We start from the raw sequence: 18780 nt of genomic DNA, 5'->3' as shown, positions 1-18780 counted from the left end.
CTTCCGCGTCGGGTCTTGCGGGGGTGGCGTTTTCAGCTACGCTGGCAGCGAGATGGAAGCAGTTGAATTGGTCCCATGCGCACACTGATCAAGCACCTTCTGGCAGCTGCCAAACCCGCAGAAGCAGTGACCGTCAAAGGCTGGGTTCGCACCCGGCGGGACGCGAAAGGCTTCTCCTTCCTGGAACTCAACGATGGCTCCTGCCTTGGGAGCCTCCAGGTGGTGGTGGACGCCGGCACGCCCGGTTCGGAACATCTCCCCCACCTCACCACGGGCGCTTCGGCGGTTGTCGAAGGGAGCCTGGTGGCGTCCCCGGCGCAAGGGCAGAAATGGGAGCTGCGCGCCACGCGCGTCGAGCTGATCGGGCCGGCGGATGCGAGCTATCCCTTGCAGAAGAAAGGGCACACGCCGGAGTTTCTGCGCACCATCGCGCATTTGCGCCCGCGCTCCAACCTCTTTGGGGCCATGTTTCGCCTGCGCAGCCGCCTGGCGTTCGCGGTGCACCAGTTCTTTCAGGAACGCGACTTCGTCTATGTGCACACGCCCATCATCACGGCGAGCGACTGCGAAGGCGCAGGTGAGATGTTCCGCGTCACCGCTCTCAAGGGTAACATTGACGAGAAGTCGCAAACGGATTTCTTCGGCAGACGCACCTACTTGACCGTAAGTGGGCAGTTGGAAGGGGAGACATTCGCCTGCGCCCTGTCCAACATCTACACGTTCGGCCCCACGTTCCGCGCGGAGAACTCGAACACCGCCCGCCATGCCGCTGAGTTTTGGATGATCGAGCCGGAGATGGCTTTCTGTGACTTGCAGGGCGACATGGACCTGGGAGAGGAGTTTGTCCAATCCATGGCACGCTACGCGTTGGAGCACTGCGCCGAAGACCTTGGGCTCTTCGGCAAGTTTGTGGACAAGGGTTTGCACGAGCGGCTCAAGTTCGTGGTCGAGCGGCCCTTCGTGCGCGTGCCTTACGCCGAGGCCATCGGGATTCTGCAGAAATCCGGCAGGCAGTTCGAGTTCCCGGTCGAGTACGGGCTGAACCTCCAGTCCGAGCACGAGCGGTTCCTCACCGAGCAGCACTTCAAGTCACCGGCCACCGTGTTCAACTACCCGCGCGAGATCAAGCCGTTCTACATGCGCCTGAACGACGACGGGAAGACGGTGACAGCGATGGACGTGCTGGTGCCGGGGATCGGCGAGGTCATCGGCGGCGCCCAGCGCGAAGAGCGTCTCGATCAACTGCAGGAGAACATGAGGCTCCACAAGCTCAAGCCCGAGGATTACTGGTGGTATGCGGACCTGCGCCGCTACGGCACGGTGCCGCACGCGGGGTTCGGCCTGGGATTCGAGCGGTTGCTGATGTTCCTGACCGGCGTCTCGAACATCCGCGATGTAATCCCGTTCGCCCGCACACCCGGCAACGCGGAGTTCTGACCCGGCGAAGCGTAACGAACGCTCGCGCTGTCCGAGCCTGTTTACATCGGCTTGCGCTGCGCCTGCTCCCGGCTCGGCGCCTCGGCCAGACCGGACCGCCGGCCGTTACGGCGCTCGATGATGTGTTTGTCCACAGCCGGGTCAAAGGGGACCGGGTAGTCCCCATCGTAGCAGGCCATGCAGAAGGCGTTGGCGGGCAGGCCGGTTGCCTTGACCATGCCCGCCTGGGAGAGGTAGCAAAGGGAGTCGGCGTTGAGGTAACCGCGGATTTCCTCCAGCGAGAGATTCGCCGCCATGAGCTTGTTGCGGTCGGGGAAATCAATGCCATAGACGCACGGGTTCATATGCGGCGGGCAGCTCACGAGCACGTGCACCTCCCTGGCGCCGGCTTCCTTGAGGTTGTTTACCCGGGTCTTGCAGGTGGTGCCGCGCACGATGGAATCGTCCACCACGATGACGCGCTTGCCCTTCACCAGCTCCTCGATAAGGTTGAGCTTCACGCGCACATCGAAGTCACGGATGAGCTGCGAGGGCTGGAGGAAGCTGCGTCCCACATAGTGGTTGCGCACGAAGGCCATCTCAAAGGGGATGCCCGATTCAAGCGAATAGCCCAGGGCGGCGCAGTTACCGCTGTCGGGCACGGGCACGACGACGTCCGCCGCGATCGGATGCTCGCGCGCGAGCTGGCGGCCCATCTCGACGCGCACTTTATAGACGCTCCGGTTGGCGATGGTGCTGTCGGGCCGCGCGAAATAGACATACTCGAAGATGCAGAACGCGCGGCGCCCGTGTCCCGGAAACGCCTGCATGCTGGTGAGACCATCCCGGTTGATGGTCACGATCTCCCCGGGCTCCACGTCGCGCACGTAGCGGGCGTTAATCAAATCCAGGGCGCAGGTCTCGCTGGCCAACACCCAGGCGCCGTCGATCCGCCCGAGGCATAACGGGCGGAATCCGTGCGGGTCGCGCAGGCCGATCAGCTCGGTCTCGGTCATGATGACCAGCGAGTAGGCGCCTTCGATGCGGTGGAGGGTTTGGACGAGACTGCTCCCCTGCCCCGGCAAAGTCGGCTGCGCCAGCAAATGCAGGATGATCTCGCTGTCCACGGTGGTCTGGAAGATCGAGCCTTGGGCCTCCAGTTCCTCGCGCAATCGGGCGGCGTTGGTCAGGTTGCCATTGTGGGCGATCGCGATCTGCCCGCGAACGCAGTCCACCGTGAGCGGCTGGGCATTGCGCAAGTGCGACGAGCCGGTGGTCGAATAGCGGGTGTGGCCAATGCCGATCGAGCCGGCCATGTCCTGCAGAACGTTCCCCTTGAAGACCTGGGACACGAGCCCCATGCCTTTGTGGGGGTGGAACTGCTTCCCATCAGATGTGACGATCCCCGCGCTCTCCTGCCCGCGATGCTGCAAGGCATAGAGCCCGTAATAGGTCAGTTCCGCGGCATTTGGATGGCCGTAAACGCCAAAGATGCCGCAATAGTGCTTCGGATAGTCATTCATTAAGCGGTTCGGCTTGCCGCTATCGCATCGTCCGGGCGATGGAATTCCACCACAGGTCGTGCAATTCGCGCAGATCGCAATTCAATGTAGCCCCGGCGGTCTTGATTTCCAACGTCTGGCCGCCGACGGTGCCGATCCGCGCTGCGGGCACGCCCAGGATCTTGGCCTGGGCCAGGACCTTGACGGCGTTGACGGCGGCCACGGAAATGATGACGCGGGCTTGAGCCTCGCCGAACAGCAAGGCGTCCAACCGCATTCCCTGTGGAGCCTGAGCCGCACCGAGGTCAACCTGCGCGCCGATCAGGCGCGGTGTCTCGCGGGCAACCAGTTGGCTAATGCAGCTTTCGGCGAGCGCCACCGCCAGGCCGCCTTCGCTGCAATCATGGGCGCTCTTGACCGCGCCGGAGTGAATCAGCGCCCGCAGCGCGAGGTGCAGCTCCTTTTCCTTCGCCAGGTCGCACCGCGGCGGCGTGCCGTTTTTGATGCCACGAATGCGCTGCAGATAGGCCGAGCCGCCCAGCCCAAGCAGGGGGTCGCTGGAGTCAATGACCTCGCCCAGCAGGATAATCGCGTCGCCCTCGTCCTTGAACCATTGCGTTGTGATATGCTCCGGCTTCTCAACCAGACCAACCATCGCCACCGTGGGGGTGGGATCAATCGGGCCGGCGGGATGCTGGTTATACAACGAGCAGTTACCGCCGGTAACGGGTGCGTTGAACACCCGACACGCCTCAGCCAACCCGCGCACACTTTCCTTAAGCTGCCAGAACAGCTCCGGGTTGTGGGGGTTGCCGTAGTTGAGGTTGTCGGTGACGCCAAGGGGCGCCGCGCCGGAGCAGGCGAGGTTGCGCGCCGCCTCGGCCACCACGATCTTGCCCCCTTCGTAGGGATCGAGATAGACATAGGCGCCGTTGCCATCCACCGAGAGCGCGATGAACTTCTCAGGCACAGCCGTCGGCGTCGCTCCGGGAATAGAATCGCCTTTGACGCGCAGCACGGCGGCATCGCTGCCCGGACAGACCGCCGAGTTGTCGCGCACCATATGGTCGTATTGGCGATACACCCAGTTCTTGGAGGCAATGGTGGGCCAGGCCAGCAACGCCTTCAGGTGCGCCGCCGGGTCCTGCGTGTCGGGCACGCCGACGAGATTGAACGCCCTAACTTCTTTCAAGTAATGCGGTTCCCTGGCCTCGCGTTGATAGACGGGTGATTCGTCAGCGATCTTTCGGGCGGGGATATCAGCCACCACCTTGCCGTGGTGCCGGACCACCATTTGCCCGGTGTCGGTGACGATTCCTATCTCCGCCCACGGCAGGTCCCACTTGTCGAAGATGCGCTTCACTTCTTCTTCGCGGCCCTTGTGGACGATGATGAGCATCCGCTCCTGGGACTCGCTGAGCATGATTTCGTAACTGGTCATCCCGGGTGCGCGCTGAGGAACCTTGTCCAGTTCGATCTCGATGCCCGTCCCGGCGCGCGCGGCGGTCTCGCAGGTCGAGCAGGTCAAACCGGCCGCGCCCATGTCCTGGATGCCCGCGACCGCGCCCGTGGCCAGCAGCTCCAGGCAGGCTTCGCAGACGAGTTTCTCCATGAAAGGGTCGCCCACTTGCACCGCGCCGCGCTGCTGCTCGGCGGATTCCTCGGTCAGGTCCTGCGAGGCGAAGGCCGCCCCCGCCAAACCATCCCGGCCCGTCGCCGGCCCGACATAAAACACCGGATTCCCAACGCCCTTGGCCTGCCCGCGCACAATTTGATCGTGGCGCAGCACGCCCAGGCAGAAGGCGTTGACCAACGGATTGCCTTCGTAGGACTTGTCGAAATAGACCTCGCCCGCCACAGTCGGGATGCCAAAGCAGTTGCCGTAGTGCGCAATGCCGGCGACCACCCCGCCAAACAACCGCCGGTTATTGGCGACGGCTTGTGCGTCCTCGGGGTTGGCGCTCTCGATCGGCCCGAACCGCAGTGAGTTGACCGAGCAAACCGGCCGCGCGCCCATCGTGAAGATGTCGCGGACGATTCCCCCCACGCCCGTCGCCGCGCCTTGAAAGGGTTCGACCGCGCTCGGGTGGTTATGCGACTCGATCTTGAACGCAATGGCCAGTCCGTCCCCGATGTCAATGATGCCCGCATTTTCCTCGCCCGCGCCGACCAGGATTCTGGGCGACTTGGTGGGAAACGTCTTCAGCAGCGGGCGGGTGTTCTTATAGGAACAGTGCTCGCTCCACATTACGGAGAAGATGCCCAGTTCGGTGTAGGTCGGCTCGCGGCCGAGGACGGCTTTGAGCTTCTGGTATTCGTCGGGCGTGAGGTTGTGCTGCCGCACTAACTCGGGTGTAATCGCTGGCTCAGTCATCGGAATTCCAAAGGCAAAGTTTGCGGATCAAAGGCTGGCACGACCTGCAACGCCTACCCGGCGCTCGCCGCGGGCTCGCTTGCCAACGCGTGGACCATGCTTTCCAGCACCAGGCGCCCATCCGCCGAGCCCAGGATTGCCTCGCCGGCTCGCTCGGGATGGGGCATCAGTCCAGCCACGTTGCGCCGCTCATTGCAGATACCGGCGATGTTGTCGAGCGCGCCGTTCGGATTGGCGGCCTCGGTCGCCTCGCCCTGGGCATTCACATAGCGCCAGAGGACCTGATCGTTCGCTCTGAGCCGCGCCAGGGTCTCCGGGTCGGCAAAGTAGCATCCCTCGCCGTGGGCAATCGGCAGCCGCAGCAGCTTGTCGGGCGGAATGCGGTTCGTAAACGGCGAGTTGGTGGTGGCGGTCTTGAGAAAGATGTGCTCGCAGCGGAACTGAAGCGACCGGTTGCGGATCAACGCCCCGGGCAGCAGTCCCGCCTCGCACAGAATCTGGAATCCGTTGCAAATGCCCAGCACCAGCCCACCATCCGCGGCGAAATGCTGCACCGCTTCCATCACCGGGCTGAACCGCGCGATGGCCCCCGTGCGCAGATAGTCGCCGTAGCTGAAGCCGCCCGGAACCACGACCGCATCCGCCCCGCCCAGGGAGGGCTCTTTGTGCCAAAGCAGCTCCGCTTTATGGCCAAGCACATTGCGCAGCACGTGGACGACGTCCTGGTCGCAATTGGAACCGGGGAACTGGAGGACCGCGAAGTTCATTGCGCGTTACGTTTTTACTCCAGCTCGAACCGGTAATCTTCGATTACCGGGTTGCTGAGGATCTTGTGGCAAGCCTCGTCAATTTGCTTTCGCGCGGCGTCTTTGTCGGCGCCCGCGAGCTCGACTTCCAGGTATTTGCCCACACGCACGGCGCCGATCCCGGTAAAGCCCATGTGTGCCAGGGCGCTCTGCACCGTCTTGCCTTGCGGATCAAGCACCGCTTTCTTCGGCATAACAACAATCTTTGCTTTCATAGGTGAAAGGGGGGCCCACTATTTGAGCCGGCGAGATGTTGGACAAGGTATTGTTGCGAAGCCAGAGTTTTTTTGGTTCTGCGCGGATTTCCGGGAAGCACCGATAGCGATTCGTCGTCTCGAACCCCCTTTCCTGCCTCCGCCAGCACCGCCGGACGGGCGACGGCCCCGTTGCCGTGGTCGCACGCTGGCGCTTGCTTGCAGTTGGCTGGAGGATGGCTTGTTAGTGCGGTCGGGCCCCTGTGTGTATCCCATGGGGAGCGCTCCCCATGGGATACACACAGGGGCATCACCGTGCCGCCACCGTAACCTCAAGCGAAAATCGCCAGGGGCAGTGTGGGAATTGGCGAAGGCAGGCAGGCAGCATTACTGTCCAAAATTTGGACAGTGCAAGGGTTTTAGGTCGGAGATGCCCATCTGGTTCTGGCTGGGGGGCAATGCTGACCTGTGGCTGCGGAGCCAGGATGGGGCGTTGAAACGAACGGAACCTCCGCTCCAGCCATGCCTCATGACGAGTGGTCAGGCAGCAAGCTCGGCGTGGTCGCGTGGTTCGTCTGGCCGAACGGTAAGCACCACTGTGCCGTGAGGACCAAATGGCGCGTTCTGAACCTCAGTTGATTCGCTTGGCGGGTCGGCGAAGAGAAACAGCGTGTGGCCGGCCATGATCCAGTCGTTGTGGCGGAGTTTTTCCTCGAAGACGCGGTATCCGCCCACCCAGGTGCCGTTGCGGGAGTTCAAGTCCTTGATGAAATAATCCTCTCCCGCGCGCTCGATGAGGAAATGTCGTCGCGACATCCCCTCATCCTTGATGTTGATCTGGGCCTGCTCGCTGCGGCCCACCACCAACGGCTCCTGGTCAATCCGACATCGCTCAACTCGGGAGCCGTCCTCGCCGATTTGATAAATTGTAGCCATATTCATATTAACTCCAGACCGGCTGCCTGGCTTCCAACATCCAGTGGCAGCCTCTATACCTATTACTTAGGCAAAACCGGCCAAAGGTTACAATCGCCCGCCGGCACGAACCGGGCCAATCCCGGCCAAACTCCGGCGTATAGGCAACTCTCACCAATACGACACTCGGGTAGCGGCTTTCTTAGCGAATCGAGGAGCAACTGATCACCTCCGCCCGGCGGCGACGGTCATCCTGCCTCTCGCCGCAGCTCGCCAGGCGCCAAATCCGCGCTTTGAAACAGGCCCACCGTCCCCTATAGTAGGCTGCAAATTCGCTCATCTCGCGTAGTATGGCTGTCGAAATCAACATCACTTACGAGGGCGGACTTCACTCCGCCGCCACTCACGGACCCTCCCGGCAAGTCCTCAACACCGACGCCCCGGTGGACAACGGCGGCAAGGGCGCGGCCTTCTCCCCCACCGACCTCGTCGCCACAGCCTTGGGCACGTGCATGGCGACGGTCATGGGGTTGGTAGCCCAGCGGAGCAACCTGTGCCTCAAAGGACTGCAAATACAGGTGCTCAAGGAAATGACGGCCGACCCGGTCCGCCGCATCGGCACGCTTAAGACACGGCTGATCTTCCCGCGGACCACGGTGCTCAAGCCTGACGACCGCGCCAGACTGGAAGCCGCCGCCCGGGCCTGCCCGGTCAAGCAGAGCCTGCACCCTGACGTCAAAACGCCGATCGAGTTCATCTATCCGGATTGATGGCCAGGTTATTCGGAGAGCCGGATAATACACGCAGCGAGCCTTGACACCTGACCGACCTTCGACGACCATTCCAAGTACGGCCAGCCTTTTAGGCTGACGGCAAACCCAAGGGTTCGGCAGCGTGTGCTGTCGAAGGTAAACGCGGATGGTCGGGCCGCCATCTCAAGTTATGAATTGCTTTGGTGCAATGAAGCTTCGGATACAGTGGTCTGAGCAGGGGGAGCGCCCGCTACGCATGGGGATACTTAAACGTTGGGATGCAGTTCGCATCCGACAATTGCTTCGAGGCCGAGAGCAGTTCACGCCTTCCCATTCGCGTGATGAACAAAACCATCGGTCTTCTACTTGTCGTTTACGGCCTGCTGCTTGCCGGCCTTAGTTACCTCGTCTATCACCTGACCGCAGGGGCGGCCCGCACCACTCTCATTACGGGACTGGCCGGAGGCGCGCTCTGTCTGGTCTGGGGCTTCCGCGCGCTCGCGGGGAGTACAAGGAAAGCGCTGCCCTTGCTCACGCTCATCCCCGTGTGTTTCACGTTGCTGCCGCAGACGTTCATGTGCTGGTCTGGCGGCAACACGGGTCTGCCGGGTGGCCAGACAGCGGCGGTGATCACCACCCTGCTGCTCGTGCTGTCGCTGGGGATGCTGCTGCGCATTGCCTGGTCGGGCATGGTGTTTGATCTGCCGCCCGCCGGCCAGATGAAGGAAGGAAATGGCCAACCAGCGCCAAGCAGGCCGAAGAGGGATCAGGGCAGCGCCGGCCGGGTGCCGCGCCGATAGCAGCACATTCGGAAACGGGCAGTGAGTGGATTGAGCATACCAGAGCCAAGAAGTTGAATGCCGAGATTTCCACGTTGCGCGGGAAGAGGACGAGTCGCCGGACTTCGAGGAGCTCGTCAGTGGACCGTCCACACATGCTGAACGGAGTGTCCCGGAACTCATAAATGAAACAAAGTACAGGCTTGACGGGATGGCGCGCGAGGGTTGATCGTCTGGCAATCGAGGCGTCTATTGTCCTCGTTCAAGGGTCCGGCGGCATGTGCCGTCGGAGGAAAACCTGGGTGGTCGGGCCGCCATCCGAAGTATTGAATTGCTTTGACGCAATGAAGCTTCGGGCACAGTGGCCGACGGCGGCTGGTCCGGCTGCACGGGTGCGGACTTGTTCCTGTTCCCGTTCCTGTCGCATTGGCCGGTGGATTGCGCGCAGGGCAATTAGTCCCTTGTGGCGCTAAACGAAACTCACGGTTGACTAACGGAGAAACTATGGAACAACTCGCTCAAGCACTCAACAGTCTAGGCAGGTGGATCATACCGATAATCGTCTTGGGGGCGATCGTGCTGCCGCAAGCCGTCCGCATCCTGCGCGAATACGAGCGCGGCGTGATATTCCGGTTGGGCAAATTGCATCGGCAGGGCGCAAAGGGGCCGGGTCTGATCCTGCTGATACCGGTGATTGACCGCATGGTGAAGATGGACTTGCGCGTGGTGACGATTGACGTGGCCAAGCAGGAAGTCATGACCCGCGACAACGTGCCAGTCACGGTGGACGCGGTGATCTACTTCCGTGTGCTTGATCCGGTCGCGGCAGTCATCAAAGTGGAGAACTTCTGGAAGGCCACGTCGCTAATTGCACAAACGACGCTGCGCAGCGTGCTGGGCCAGGCTCCGCTGGACGACCTGCTTTCCCAACGCGACGTGATCAACCAGAAGCTGCAGGAGATCATTGACCGACAGACCGACCCGTGGGGCATCAAAGTCACGGCGGTTGAAGTGAGGGAAGTGGCGCTGCCCGACAGCATGAAACGGGCTATGGCCAAGCAAGCCGAGGCCGAACGCGAACGCCGCGCAAAGATCGTCAACGCCGAGGGCGAATTCCAGGCCGCGGAGAAAATGGTCCAGGCCGCCGCGTTAATCAGCCACCAGCCGATCGCGTTGCAACTGCGCTTCCTGCAAACGATGCGGGAAATTTCGAGCGAACATAACACAACCACATTTCTGCCGGTGCCAATCGACTTCTTCAGCCCGTTCCTCAAGCAGGTGGGCGAGCAAAAGCACCAGGGTCCCGGGTTTGGGCTCTCCCAGGAAAAGGGGGCGGCCTGAAATGGGGCAATAGCAGCTCCTGATTTATGAAGGTGATGTTCGCGTTGTTTAGCCTTGGCGGCGGGGAGATTATACTGATTCTGGCTTTGGTATTGATTCTGTTTGGGGCCAAGAAGCTGCCCGAACTGGCCAAGGGCCTGGGCACCGGCATCAAGGAATTCAAGAAGGCGACGCGCGAAGTCACCGACGAGATCCACACCGCGATGGATGAGACGCCGTCCCAGCCCTCGGCGCCCAAGTCTTTGCCCGCCGCCGGCATCCAGCCCGAGGCACAACGGAACGTTCCCCAATCCACGCCTGGCGCGGGGGAATGATTCGGTAAGCGGTTCCTCGCATGGCTGACGAACCTACTTCCTATTTGAACTCTGCATCTGGATTGCATGGTACTGGGAGCGGAGAGACAGGAAACGCGAGGCCGCGGAGGCCGCGAAGGAGCTTGATGGCCACTAACAGCTCCCGACGCAGAGTGCGGACGGCAAGCGAGTATGACAGGCCGTCGTTTAACAGGAATCGTCGTGCAGGCAGCTGCGTTGCATGTGGCGGCGGCGCAACTCTTGATTGCGGCGCTGGCTGGCAATGCGACAAAACAGGCGAAACGAATCTGGAATTTGCATGACCGGTAGCAAAGCATGAATCCAAGCTCCACCGAACTGCTCGCGACGGTGTTCTTTGGTTTAGCGGTGCTGCATACGTTCTGCGTGAAACGATTCGCGCACTGGGCACACCAATACCCGCCCGGGTCAGTGCGCGAGAACCTTTTGCATTTCCTGGCGGAAACCGAGGTGGTGTTTGGGCTGTGGGCAGCTACGCTTTTCCTTGGGATTGCGGCACTCACAGGATCGGTTCACGACGCGGTGACCTACATTGATGGCCTCAACTACACCGAGCCGAAGTTTGTATTTGTCATCATGGTGGTTGCCGCCACGCGCCCGGTGGTCAATCTGGCCGAAACGCTTATATCACTGGCCGCGCGTCTAATTCCGGCGCGCGAAAGCGTGGCGTTTTACTTCGCGGCGTTGTTCCTGGGGCCACTCCTGGGGTCCTTCATCACCGAGCCGGCGGCGATGACGTTGCTGGCACTCCTGCTCAAGCGCCGGTACTTCGACCGGGGCATCAGCCGCAAGCTGGCATACGCCACGCTGGGGTTGCTGTTCGTCAACGTGTCCATCGGGGGCACGCTGACGCATTTCGCCGCGCCACCAGTGCTGATGGTGGCGGGCAAATGGGATTGGGACATGGTGTTCATGTTTCAAACGTTCGGCTGGCGGGCCGCCGCGGCGTGCGGAGCTTCCGCCGCCATTGCAGCCGCGATATTCCGGCGGGAACTGAGCCAGGTGGAAGTGGATCGGGAGCCAGGCAGCCGAATGCCGGTATGGCTGACGGCTTTGCACGTGATATTCCTTGCGCTGGTTGTGGCCTTCGCGCATCACCCAAGCGTGTTCTTTGGGATATTCGTCCTGTTCCTGGGATTGGTGACGGCGACGCGGGAATATCAGGAGGCGCTGAAATTGCGTGAAGGGTTGCTGGTAGGCTTTTTCCTCGCCGGTTTGGTCACGCTCGGGTCGCTGCAAGCGTATTGGCTGAAACCGCTGATTCAAAGGCTGAGCGGCGATGCCCTCTTTTTTGGCGCTGCCGGGCTGACGGCAATCGTTGACAACGCGGCGCTGACGTACCTCGGGTCGCTGGTAGATGGCATGCCGAACGAGCTGAAATATGCGCTGGTGGCAGGCGCGGTCGCCGGCGGCGGGTTGACGGTGATTGCCAATGCTCCGAACCCCGCGGGAGTTGGCATCCTGCGGGACGCGAAGGTATTCGAAGGCGAGGGCATCAGCCCGCCAGGTCTGTTCCTGGGGGCGTTGCCGCCCACAGCCGTCGCCATAGTGTTCTTTTGGCTGCTGCGCTAGCAGCCTGTCGGGCTTGGTAAGGCAATTTACTGTTACAGTCCCCTGTTCTTGGACTGCATAGCCGTCCCGTTGCGACAACGGTGTGACACCCGTGATACCCCGGTGTGGTTCCCATGGGGGCCGACCCCCATGGGAACCACACCGTAGTCTAACCGGATTGGCACCGTGTTATAGTCGTGGCCGGCTCGAGCGGGGGGTGCCTCAGGCTTGGGGGACGGGTGGAACCGGTAGGAGGTTGGGCGACCGTCAGAGGACTTGACCCGACCGCGGCAGCTACTTCTCAAATTCGATGCCCTTGCGGGCGGCCTGGGTCCGAATGCTGGCGGCCACCATTGCGTCGAACGAGTCGCCTTTGCCTTGCTGGGCGCGGCGATTGCGCTTGGCAGCGAGGTTTTCTTCGCATTCCTGGCTCAGCTTTTGAATGCGCACTTGCAGCCCAGGGGGGGCTGGTCCTTCTTGAGCGACGCGAGCTTCACCTTGCCGCTGTTCAGGCTGTCGAGCAGTTCGCCTTCGCCTTGCACCGCGACACCGTACCGCGCGTTAACCGCCAGCCGGCCAGGAGCAACATCACGGCTAAGAAAGAGCTCGCCCGACCGTAATGGTCCCCAGTCCGTCCGCGGCTCGCGGTTCGGGACAGTTGGCTGAAGAAGCCTGTGAGAGTCTTCGCTTTCATTCGCAGATCTCGTAAACGGTGTTGTTAAGGACGAACTGGATGTTCTGGCCGAGGGCCAGCCAGGGCAGCGTCTCAGCATGTTTCGCCGCCAGCTCGAAGTAATCCGTCGAGCCGAACTGGATGCGCACACGCTTGGCGGTCTGGTGCTTTTGGACCGCCGAGTCAATCCACAGGTTCTCGTTCTGGAAGAAGTTCTTGCCGCCGACGAACTGCGTTTGCTGCGAATATTGCACCAACCGCTCCTTGTCGCGGGCCACCGGTGAGGCTGGTGGCATGGTGCCTGAGACGCTGGAGAGCCCCAGCGCCTTGCGCGATTCGAGCGCTCCGGCGGTGGCCGCAGGTGCTGCCGCAACCGCGTCTTTCAGTGCCAGGCCATACCGCGCGCTGGACACTGCCCGGGCCCCGGAACGGTCCCTCTTGTAGTCCTCCCAGGCCTGCGCTGCCTCACGGCGCGCCGCGCCATCGGCGTCAAAGCTCTGCAGTGAGCGCATCGGCATCGGCACGTTGCGCTGGGTTTCGTCCTCCAGAATCAGGTAAGCGGTATAGGGTGTCACGATGCCGTACTTCCGCGCGAGTTCCGTCACCTCATCGCGCAGTTCGCTGTTCTCGCCATGCAACCGGATTTCGTCCAGCAGGTAGCCTACCCTCCGCGTGGCCCACAAGCGCGGGATGAATTCGTTCTCAGTCTTCTCGCCGGCAAAGCTCACTTCGGAAGTGAACTCCTTGCTGGCGCCGTTCACGGTCCCTTGGACTACTACCGCCGCATCGCCCCGGCCCGAGTAGCGCCCCACCAATACCAGTTGTTCACCCTTGAACAGGTCGGGCAATGGCGAGGGATAGAGCTTCGTGGTGCGAATGCCCCCGGTGAACTTGAGCGTGGGATTTGCCAGGACCGGCTCCTTAATCCTGGCGAAGAAGTTGGACACCTTTACCTCCAGATCTTCCTCCGGCAGGACATACTGGCTGGAGGCGCGGGTTTGCTCCGTGACGCGGTCCAGCAAGTGCGTGTTCACGTCAGTGCCGATGCCGAAGCAGAAGACGCGCGTGCGGCCTTCGTTCTCCTTCTTCACGTTGGCGACGATGTGGTCCTCGTCCGTCGTGCCGATCGTGGGCCGGCCATCCGTGAGGAAGATGACGACGAAGGGGCGGTCCTCCCCGCCGGGCCGCAACGCCAGTGCCTTGCGCAGCGCATCGTCAATCGCCGTGCCGCCCATCGGCTTGAGATCCTTGATGAAATCATCGGCCCGGGAACGGTTATCCCTGGAGGCGGTGACGAGCTTGTCGAAGAGCGGCTCGACCTCGGTCGAGAAGCGGATCAGCTCGAACCGGTCGCCGTCGTTGAGGTTCTCGACGCAGAACTGCAGCGCCTTCTTGGCCTGATCGAGCTTCTTCCCCGCCATCGAGCCTGAGGTATCCAGCACGAACGCAACGTCTTTCATCACCAACTGCTTTTCCTGCACATCCACGCCCGGCGAGGCGAGCAACAGGAAATAGCCGTCATCATGGCCCCGGCAGTGGGTGAGCAGGTTGACACCCAGCTCATCCTTCTCCGGCGCAAAGTAGAGCACGAAATCAGTGTCCGGCTGGACGTCGCTGGCTTCATAGCCGGCGGTGGCGCGCCGGGCGCCATCCCGCTTGACTTCGACCGCGTGGCTGGGCGAGTAGATCGTCTTGAGCGGGCGCTTGCTCTCCAAGTCCACCTTCACGCTCACGCTCCGCACCGGCCGGGCGGAGAACTTCTCCGTGTTGAGGGGCAGGAGGTAGCTGACCAAACCGTTTTCCGACCTGAGCAGCTCGGTATAGGAGAGCGTGATACGCTTCTTGCTGTTCGGCTCGATCGGGAAGATGCGCACCTTGAACAGGTCGCGCCCAGCGTATTCGAGCAGCGCGGGGTCTTTGAGCTTGCGCACGATGCTCTCGTAGATCCGCCGGGCCTTGTCGGCCGGGAGCAGCTCGGCCTCAACCTGTTTTCCATCAATCTCCATTGTGAACTTGTCGAGGTGCGCTCCTTTGGGAACGGGAAACACAAAAGTGCCTTCCAGCCTCGCGGGATTCGGATTATAGAATTCCTGGTCCACGGACGTCACGGCCACTTGGTCGGTGATGCGCGTATGGGCCTTGACGTAGCTCACCTCCAGCGGCGCGAAGATGTGCGGGCGCGGCGGCGGCCACGGTCGTGGCGGGTGCGGCGGCACAACGGACGGCGGCCACGGCCCCGGATGCCAGCGCGCGTCCTCAACAATGACCAGCCCGGCCCCAAAAACCGGTGCCATCAGCCACGCCAACCCCAACCCAACCGCCAGAATCGTCCATCGTTTCATGCCCCGTTAGACGGGGAAGGGCTGAGATATGCTCCCGGCCCGAATCCGCACCAGAGGCTGGAAGGCCGAAAACCGAAACCCGACATCCAAGATACCTACCCCCGCGGCCGCACGCGCTGACCCGCAGCAACTGTGTGCTCGGTCTGAGTCAGGGTTCCCAGCAGAGCTGTTCGATCCGGGCTGGCTGGCCCATTTCGGCGTGGCCGTCGGCAAAACCCAGGACGTAGGCGTCGGCGTGCCGGGGCTTGGCCGGGAGCAGTTCGTGGCCGCCGCTCACATTCCAGCCGCCGTCGCACTCGAAGACCAGCACCGTCTGGGACCGCCGCGCCTCGCTGTCCGTCAGCTCGCGCCCCGCCAACTGGGCGTTGAGCGCATAGTGGCAGCGCTGGTTCGGCGCGCCTTTGGGACAAATGAAGGCATTGGTCATCCCTCCAAGATAGGGAATGAGGGCGTCGCACCAATTGGTGCCAGCGGGAAACTGGTCATGATGATCGGTTGCATACATCAGCAGCGCCAGGTTGAGCTGCCTGACATTGCTGATGCAGTGGTGGCTGTTTGCCGTGGCTCTGGCCTTGGCATGGGCGGGCAAGAATATCGCCGCGGTTATTGGGGCCAGCAGCAGGAACACCGCCGACACGATCGTGCCGGCCAATGCCAAGCCCCGCCCCCCGAGCTGCCCGTTCTTCTTCTTGATGCGCACCAGCGCGATGATGCCCAACACCAGGCCGACCAGCGAAGTGAGGCCACAGGTCAATATACCCAGGCAGCCCAATACCAGGGACATCACAGCCATGCCGTTCGCTTTGGGTGCCGCAGTTACCCGGTGGGGCGCCCTGCCTGGCGGCGAGGATCTAGCGGGCGCTCCCGCCGACTTGAGGGCTTCAGCGAATTCCGCGAATTCGGCCAGCGGTTTCCATTTGGTGGAGCCGGCGGCCTGAAGTTTAGAACGGGCATTGGCGCGCCCTTGCGCAATCCACGCGCGGACTTGGTCCGCGCGCACCGGGCCATACTCCTTTTGATCGGAGCCGAGAAGTTTGTACATAGGCTAAGAGCCTTCGAGCGGCATGAATCGCTAATACGCCACCCCGGCCCAGCGAGGTTCCACCGGCTCAGGCGTCCCAGCCGGCGCGGTTCTTGCGTTTGACGAACTGAGCGGCATCCGGAACGTTTGGCGAGCGCATATTCGGGCCGTCCCACTCCATGCGAACGCCTTCACCCACGCGCAGGGCGACGCAGCCCAGCAGGATGATCTCGGTGAGGTACGCCGCGATGTCGAAATTCGAATATGAGGGCACACCCTCCTTCATCATGCGGAACCATTCCTCCATATGACCGGGAGAACGGGGGATGGACTGCGGCACGGCTTTGCAGGTTTCGTCCTGATCGCCCGCCACATATTCCTCCTTGCCCTTCATCGCCACAAAGAAGCGGGCGCCATAGTCGTCCGGAGAGAACAGCTTGCCCTTCTCCCCGACGATGAGCGCGCCGCTGGTCGGCAGCTTGTCGTAGGTCGTGATGACCTCGCGAACAGCATCACCGTCCGGACGGAGAGGCTTAAGAGCATCACCCGGGTTGCCGTCGTACCACCAGAACTTGAGGGGCGGCAAGTCGCCGCGCTGCGGAAACTCAAAGCGAATGCGCGAGGTCTTGGGGAAGGTCTCCGCGTAAACTCGGGAGGCCAGTTCGCACTCGACCACGTTCGGGTAGCCCAGGTTGAGCGCCCGAAACGGCATGTTGACGGTGTGGCAGGCCATGTCGCCCAACGCGCCGGTGCCGAAGTCGTACCAGCCGCGCCACTTGAACGTATGATAGACATCCTTCTTGTAAGGACGTTTCGGGGCCGGGCCGAGCCAGAGGTCCCAGTCAAGGCTGGCCGGGACGGGGTCCTGACCCTTGGGACGGTTCAGTCCCTGCGGCCAAACCGGGCGATTGGACCAGACATGCAGTTCGAGGGGGTTGCCGATCACCCCCGCTTGCACGAGCTCAACGGCGCGGCGCACGCCGCTTTCCGCGCTGCCCTGGTTGCCCATCTGGGTCGCCAGGTTCTTCTCTTTGGCAAGCTGCCGCATGATGCGCGCCTCGTTGACAGTCTGAACAAGCGGCTTTTGGCAGAAGCAGTGTTTGCCCATCTTCATCGCCCGGATGCAGGCTACGCCGTGTTGATGGTCCGGCGTGGACACCGTCACCGCGTCAATGTCTTTGCCCAGCTCGTCCAGCAGCTTGCGGTAGTCGCGGTACTGCTTGAGCTTGGGGAACTTCTCCGTGAACTGCTTGGCTTTCGAGCCGAGGATCTTCTCGTCCACATCGCAGAGGGCTACGAGCTGGCCGCCGCATTTGGCGGCGTCGCTGGTGTCGCTGTCGCCTTTGCCGCCCACGCCGATGCAGGCGACGTTAATGCGGTCATTGGCACCCAGCACCCGGCCCACATAGGGGAACGAGAGAGTGACCGCGCCCGCGGTCAGCGCGGTGCGGCGGAGGAATTGGCGGCGGGTGAAGGAACTCACTTTAGTAACATTTGCTACAGTTTCGTATTGCATGGTTAAGATTCTATATAGTGTCGCGCGGCAGGCGCGACCAGAGATTCGACGCGGATAGGTAATACACCATTCATCGGTCGTGTCGAGCAGGAAAGCGCCCGGATGCCGGTTGAGCGGCTTCGTCCAGCAGGTTGCCCCCGGCGATACAGGGATGCTCCCGCCCCGGCTCGAATTAAGGTCTCGCCGTGCGCGCCAGGCTTTGGTAAAAGTCACCCAAGCCGGTCAACCGCCGGCTGGCAAGCTAAAAGCCGTTATTTATGCAGCCTGAAATGAACCGTCGCTCGTTCGTCAAAGGAACCCTTCTCTCCTCCGCCGGAATCGCCCTGGCACTGCACTCGCAGGCCGAGGGTCAATCCAAGCCGGCCGCCCCGCCCGACGCCGCCCCCGGCGCCCTGCCCAAAGGCAGGATCGGCAATCTCGAAATCAGCCGCCTCATCCTGGGCGGCAACCTGCTCACCCACTACACCCACAGCCGCGACCTCAAATACGTTTACGCGCTCGCCGCGCACTACAACACCGACGAGAAGATCATGGAGACCTTGGCCAAAGCGGAGGCTGAGGGAATCAACACCGTCTCGATGCACAACCCGGAGCACCCAATGTCCATTTTGCGGCGCTACCGCAAGGAGCGCGGCGGCAAGATACAGTGGATCATCTGCCCCACCGCGGCTGTCGAGCCTGACATGGCCAAGTATCGCGAACATGTCGAGTCGCTGGTGAAGGACGGCTGCGAGGCCATCTACTTGTGGGGCGTCCACGCCGATTCACTTGTGGCCCAAGGCAAGATGGACCTGGTCGCCAAGGCTGTCGAACTGCCCAAGGAATACGGCCGGCCCTCCGGCGTCGGCTGCCATTCGCTCGACGTGGTCAAGGCGTGCGAGAAGGAGGGCGTGAAGGCCGACTTCTACATCAAGACCTTCCACTCCCACAATTATCCGACCGCGCCCAAGCCGGAGGAGATTACCAAGCCCTACAACGAATTCCCGGGCTACTGGTGCGCCAACCCGGAAGAAACAGCCGAGGTGATGAGGAGCGTGGACAAACCTTGGATTGCCTTCAAAACCATGGCGGCGGGCGCCATCCAGCCGCAGGTGGCCTTCCGCTACGCCTTCCTCCACGGCGCCGACTTCGTGCTGGCGGGCATGTTCGACTACGAGATCGCCGAGGACGTCAAGCTGGCCATCGATGCCCTGCGCCGCACCAAGGACCGCGTCCGGCCGTGGAAGGGCCAGGCGACAACCAGCGCCTGATGGCTGAGCACAGGTT

General features: G+C 62.2%; 16 protein-coding genes. 7 read left to right on the top strand and 9 right to left on the bottom strand.

What is annotated here, in order from left to right; all coding sequences use genetic code 11:
• Nucleotides 1-75: 75 nt before the first annotated feature.
• Nucleotides 76-1437, top strand: coding sequence for an asparagine--tRNA ligase (asnS, locus tag P5205_05050; protein ID HSA09721.1), 1362 nt, complete (start codon nt 76-78; stop codon nt 1435-1437).
• A gap of 41 nt (nt 1438-1478) precedes the next feature.
• Here the strand turns inward: asnS and purF are convergent, their stop codons facing one another.
• From purF to P5205_05025, 5 genes are all read right to left on the bottom strand, one after another.
• On the bottom strand, nt 1479-2939 hold the full coding sequence (gene purF, locus P5205_05045) for an amidophosphoribosyltransferase (protein HSA09720.1): 1461 nt from the start codon (nt 2937-2939) through the stop codon (nt 1479-1481).
• A gap of 19 nt (nt 2940-2958) precedes the next feature.
• The gene (purL, locus tag P5205_05040) at nt 2959-5292 is read right to left on the bottom strand and encodes a phosphoribosylformylglycinamidine synthase subunit PurL (GenBank protein HSA09719.1); all 2334 of its coding nucleotides are present in this window, start codon (nt 5290-5292) and stop codon (nt 2959-2961) included.
• 53 nt (nt 5293-5345) lie between these two features.
• The gene (gene purQ / locus P5205_05035) at nt 5346-6059 is read right to left on the bottom strand and encodes a phosphoribosylformylglycinamidine synthase subunit PurQ (GenBank protein HSA09718.1); all 714 of its coding nucleotides are present in this window, start codon (nt 6057-6059) and stop codon (nt 5346-5348) included.
• A 14-nt stretch (nt 6060-6073) separates the two neighbouring features.
• Nucleotides 6074-6313: a phosphoribosylformylglycinamidine synthase subunit PurS gene (gene purS, locus P5205_05030; GenBank protein ID HSA09717.1), complete on the bottom strand. Its 240-nt coding sequence runs from the start codon at nt 6311-6313 to the stop codon at nt 6074-6076.
• Between the two features lie 519 nt (nt 6314-6832).
• On the bottom strand, nt 6833-7228 hold the full coding sequence (locus tag P5205_05025; protein HSA09716.1) for an FHA domain-containing protein: 396 nt from the start codon (nt 7226-7228) through the stop codon (nt 6833-6835).
• A 329-nt stretch (nt 7229-7557) separates the two neighbouring features.
• Here P5205_05025 and P5205_05020 point away from each other — a divergent pair, with 329 nt between their 5' ends.
• The 5 genes from P5205_05020 (at nt 7558) to P5205_05000 (ending at nt 11983) form a co-directional block, all read left to right on the top strand.
• On the top strand, nt 7558-7977 hold the full coding sequence (locus P5205_05020; protein ID HSA09715.1) for an OsmC family protein: 420 nt from the start codon (nt 7558-7560) through the stop codon (nt 7975-7977).
• A 323-nt stretch (nt 7978-8300) separates the two neighbouring features.
• The gene (locus P5205_05015; GenBank protein ID HSA09714.1) at nt 8301-8759 is read left to right on the top strand and encodes a hypothetical protein; all 459 of its coding nucleotides are present in this window, start codon (nt 8301-8303) and stop codon (nt 8757-8759) included.
• 483 nt (nt 8760-9242) lie between these two features.
• Complete coding sequence (locus P5205_05010; protein HSA09713.1) at nt 9243-10079, top strand: slipin family protein; 837 nt, start codon at nt 9243-9245, stop codon at nt 10077-10079.
• A 44-nt stretch (nt 10080-10123) separates the two neighbouring features.
• Entirely contained in the window at nt 10124-10393 is a 270-nt protein-coding gene (gene tatA / locus P5205_05005; GenBank protein HSA09712.1) for a twin-arginine translocase TatA/TatE family subunit, read from the top strand.
• A 315-nt stretch (nt 10394-10708) separates the two neighbouring features.
• Nucleotides 10709-11983, top strand: a complete 1275-nt coding sequence (locus P5205_05000; GenBank protein ID HSA09711.1) for a putative Na+/H+ antiporter — start codon at nt 10709-10711, stop codon at nt 11981-11983.
• Between the two features lie 273 nt (nt 11984-12256).
• On the opposite strand, the gene P5205_04995 is transcribed toward P5205_05000, so the two are convergent.
• The 4 genes from P5205_04995 to P5205_04980 all read right to left on the bottom strand — a co-directional run bounded on the left by P5205_04995 (nt 12257) and on the right by P5205_04980 (nt 17514).
• Complete coding sequence (locus P5205_04995) at nt 12257-12412, bottom strand: hypothetical protein (protein ID HSA09710.1); 156 nt, start codon at nt 12410-12412, stop codon at nt 12257-12259.
• Between the two features lie 240 nt (nt 12413-12652).
• Nucleotides 12653-14977, bottom strand: a complete 2325-nt coding sequence (locus tag P5205_04990) for a VIT domain-containing protein (GenBank protein ID HSA09709.1) — start codon at nt 14975-14977, stop codon at nt 12653-12655.
• 148 nt (nt 14978-15125) lie between these two features.
• Nucleotides 15126-16019: a DUF4190 domain-containing protein gene (locus P5205_04985; GenBank protein HSA09708.1), complete on the bottom strand. Its 894-nt coding sequence runs from the start codon at nt 16017-16019 to the stop codon at nt 15126-15128.
• Between the two features lie 67 nt (nt 16020-16086).
• A complete protein-coding gene (locus tag P5205_04980) occupies nt 16087-17514 on the bottom strand; it encodes a Gfo/Idh/MocA family oxidoreductase (protein HSA09707.1) in 1428 nt (475 codons plus the stop codon).
• 257 nt (nt 17515-17771) lie between these two features.
• Between P5205_04980 and P5205_04975 the strand changes: the two genes are divergently transcribed.
• Nucleotides 17772-18764: a hypothetical protein gene (locus tag P5205_04975; GenBank protein ID HSA09706.1), complete on the top strand. Its 993-nt coding sequence runs from the start codon at nt 17772-17774 to the stop codon at nt 18762-18764.
• Nucleotides 18765-18780 lie beyond the last annotated feature (16 nt).

The sequence above is a fragment of the Candidatus Paceibacterota bacterium genome (assembly GCA_035452965.1).
In the GTDB taxonomy this organism is placed as follows: domain Bacteria; phylum Verrucomicrobiota; class Verrucomicrobiia; order Limisphaerales; family UBA8199; genus UBA8199.
This window is presented reverse-complemented; position numbering and strand designations above follow the sequence as displayed.

Bases quoted from the DNA above. Each gene is read 5' to 3' on its own strand.
- P5205_04985 (HSA09708.1), bottom strand. From the start codon at position 16,019: ATGTACAAACTTCTCGGCTCCGATCAAAAGGAGTATGGCCCGGTGCGC.
- P5205_04990 (HSA09709.1), bottom strand. From the start codon at position 14,977: ATGAAACGATGGACGATTCTGGCGGTTGGGTTGGGGTTGGCGTGGCTG.
- P5205_05000 (HSA09711.1), top strand. From the start codon at position 10,709: ATGAATCCAAGCTCCACCGAACTGCTCGCGACGGTGTTCTTTGGTTTA.
- asnS (HSA09721.1), top strand. From the start codon at position 76: ATGCGCACACTGATCAAGCACCTTCTGGCAGCTGCCAAACCCGCAGAA.
- P5205_05010 (HSA09713.1), top strand. From the start codon at position 9,243: ATGGAACAACTCGCTCAAGCACTCAACAGTCTAGGCAGGTGGATCATA.
- P5205_05015 (HSA09714.1), top strand. From the start codon at position 8,301: ATGAACAAAACCATCGGTCTTCTACTTGTCGTTTACGGCCTGCTGCTT.
- P5205_05020 (HSA09715.1), top strand. From the start codon at position 7,558: ATGGCTGTCGAAATCAACATCACTTACGAGGGCGGACTTCACTCCGCC.
- P5205_04975 (HSA09706.1), top strand. From the start codon at position 17,772: ATGCAGCCTGAAATGAACCGTCGCTCGTTCGTCAAAGGAACCCTTCTC.
- purQ (HSA09718.1), bottom strand. From the start codon at position 6,059: ATGAACTTCGCGGTCCTCCAGTTCCCCGGTTCCAATTGCGACCAGGAC.
- purF (HSA09720.1), bottom strand. From the start codon at position 2,939: ATGAATGACTATCCGAAGCACTATTGCGGCATCTTTGGCGTTTACGGC.
- P5205_05025 (HSA09716.1), bottom strand. From the start codon at position 7,228: ATGGCTACAATTTATCAAATCGGCGAGGACGGCTCCCGAGTTGAGCGA.
- P5205_04980 (HSA09707.1), bottom strand. From the start codon at position 17,514: ATGCAATACGAAACTGTAGCAAATGTTACTAAAGTGAGTTCCTTCACC.
- purL (HSA09719.1), bottom strand. From the start codon at position 5,292: ATGACTGAGCCAGCGATTACACCCGAGTTAGTGCGGCAGCACAACCTC.
- purS (HSA09717.1), bottom strand. From the start codon at position 6,313: ATGAAAGCAAAGATTGTTGTTATGCCGAAGAAAGCGGTGCTTGATCCG.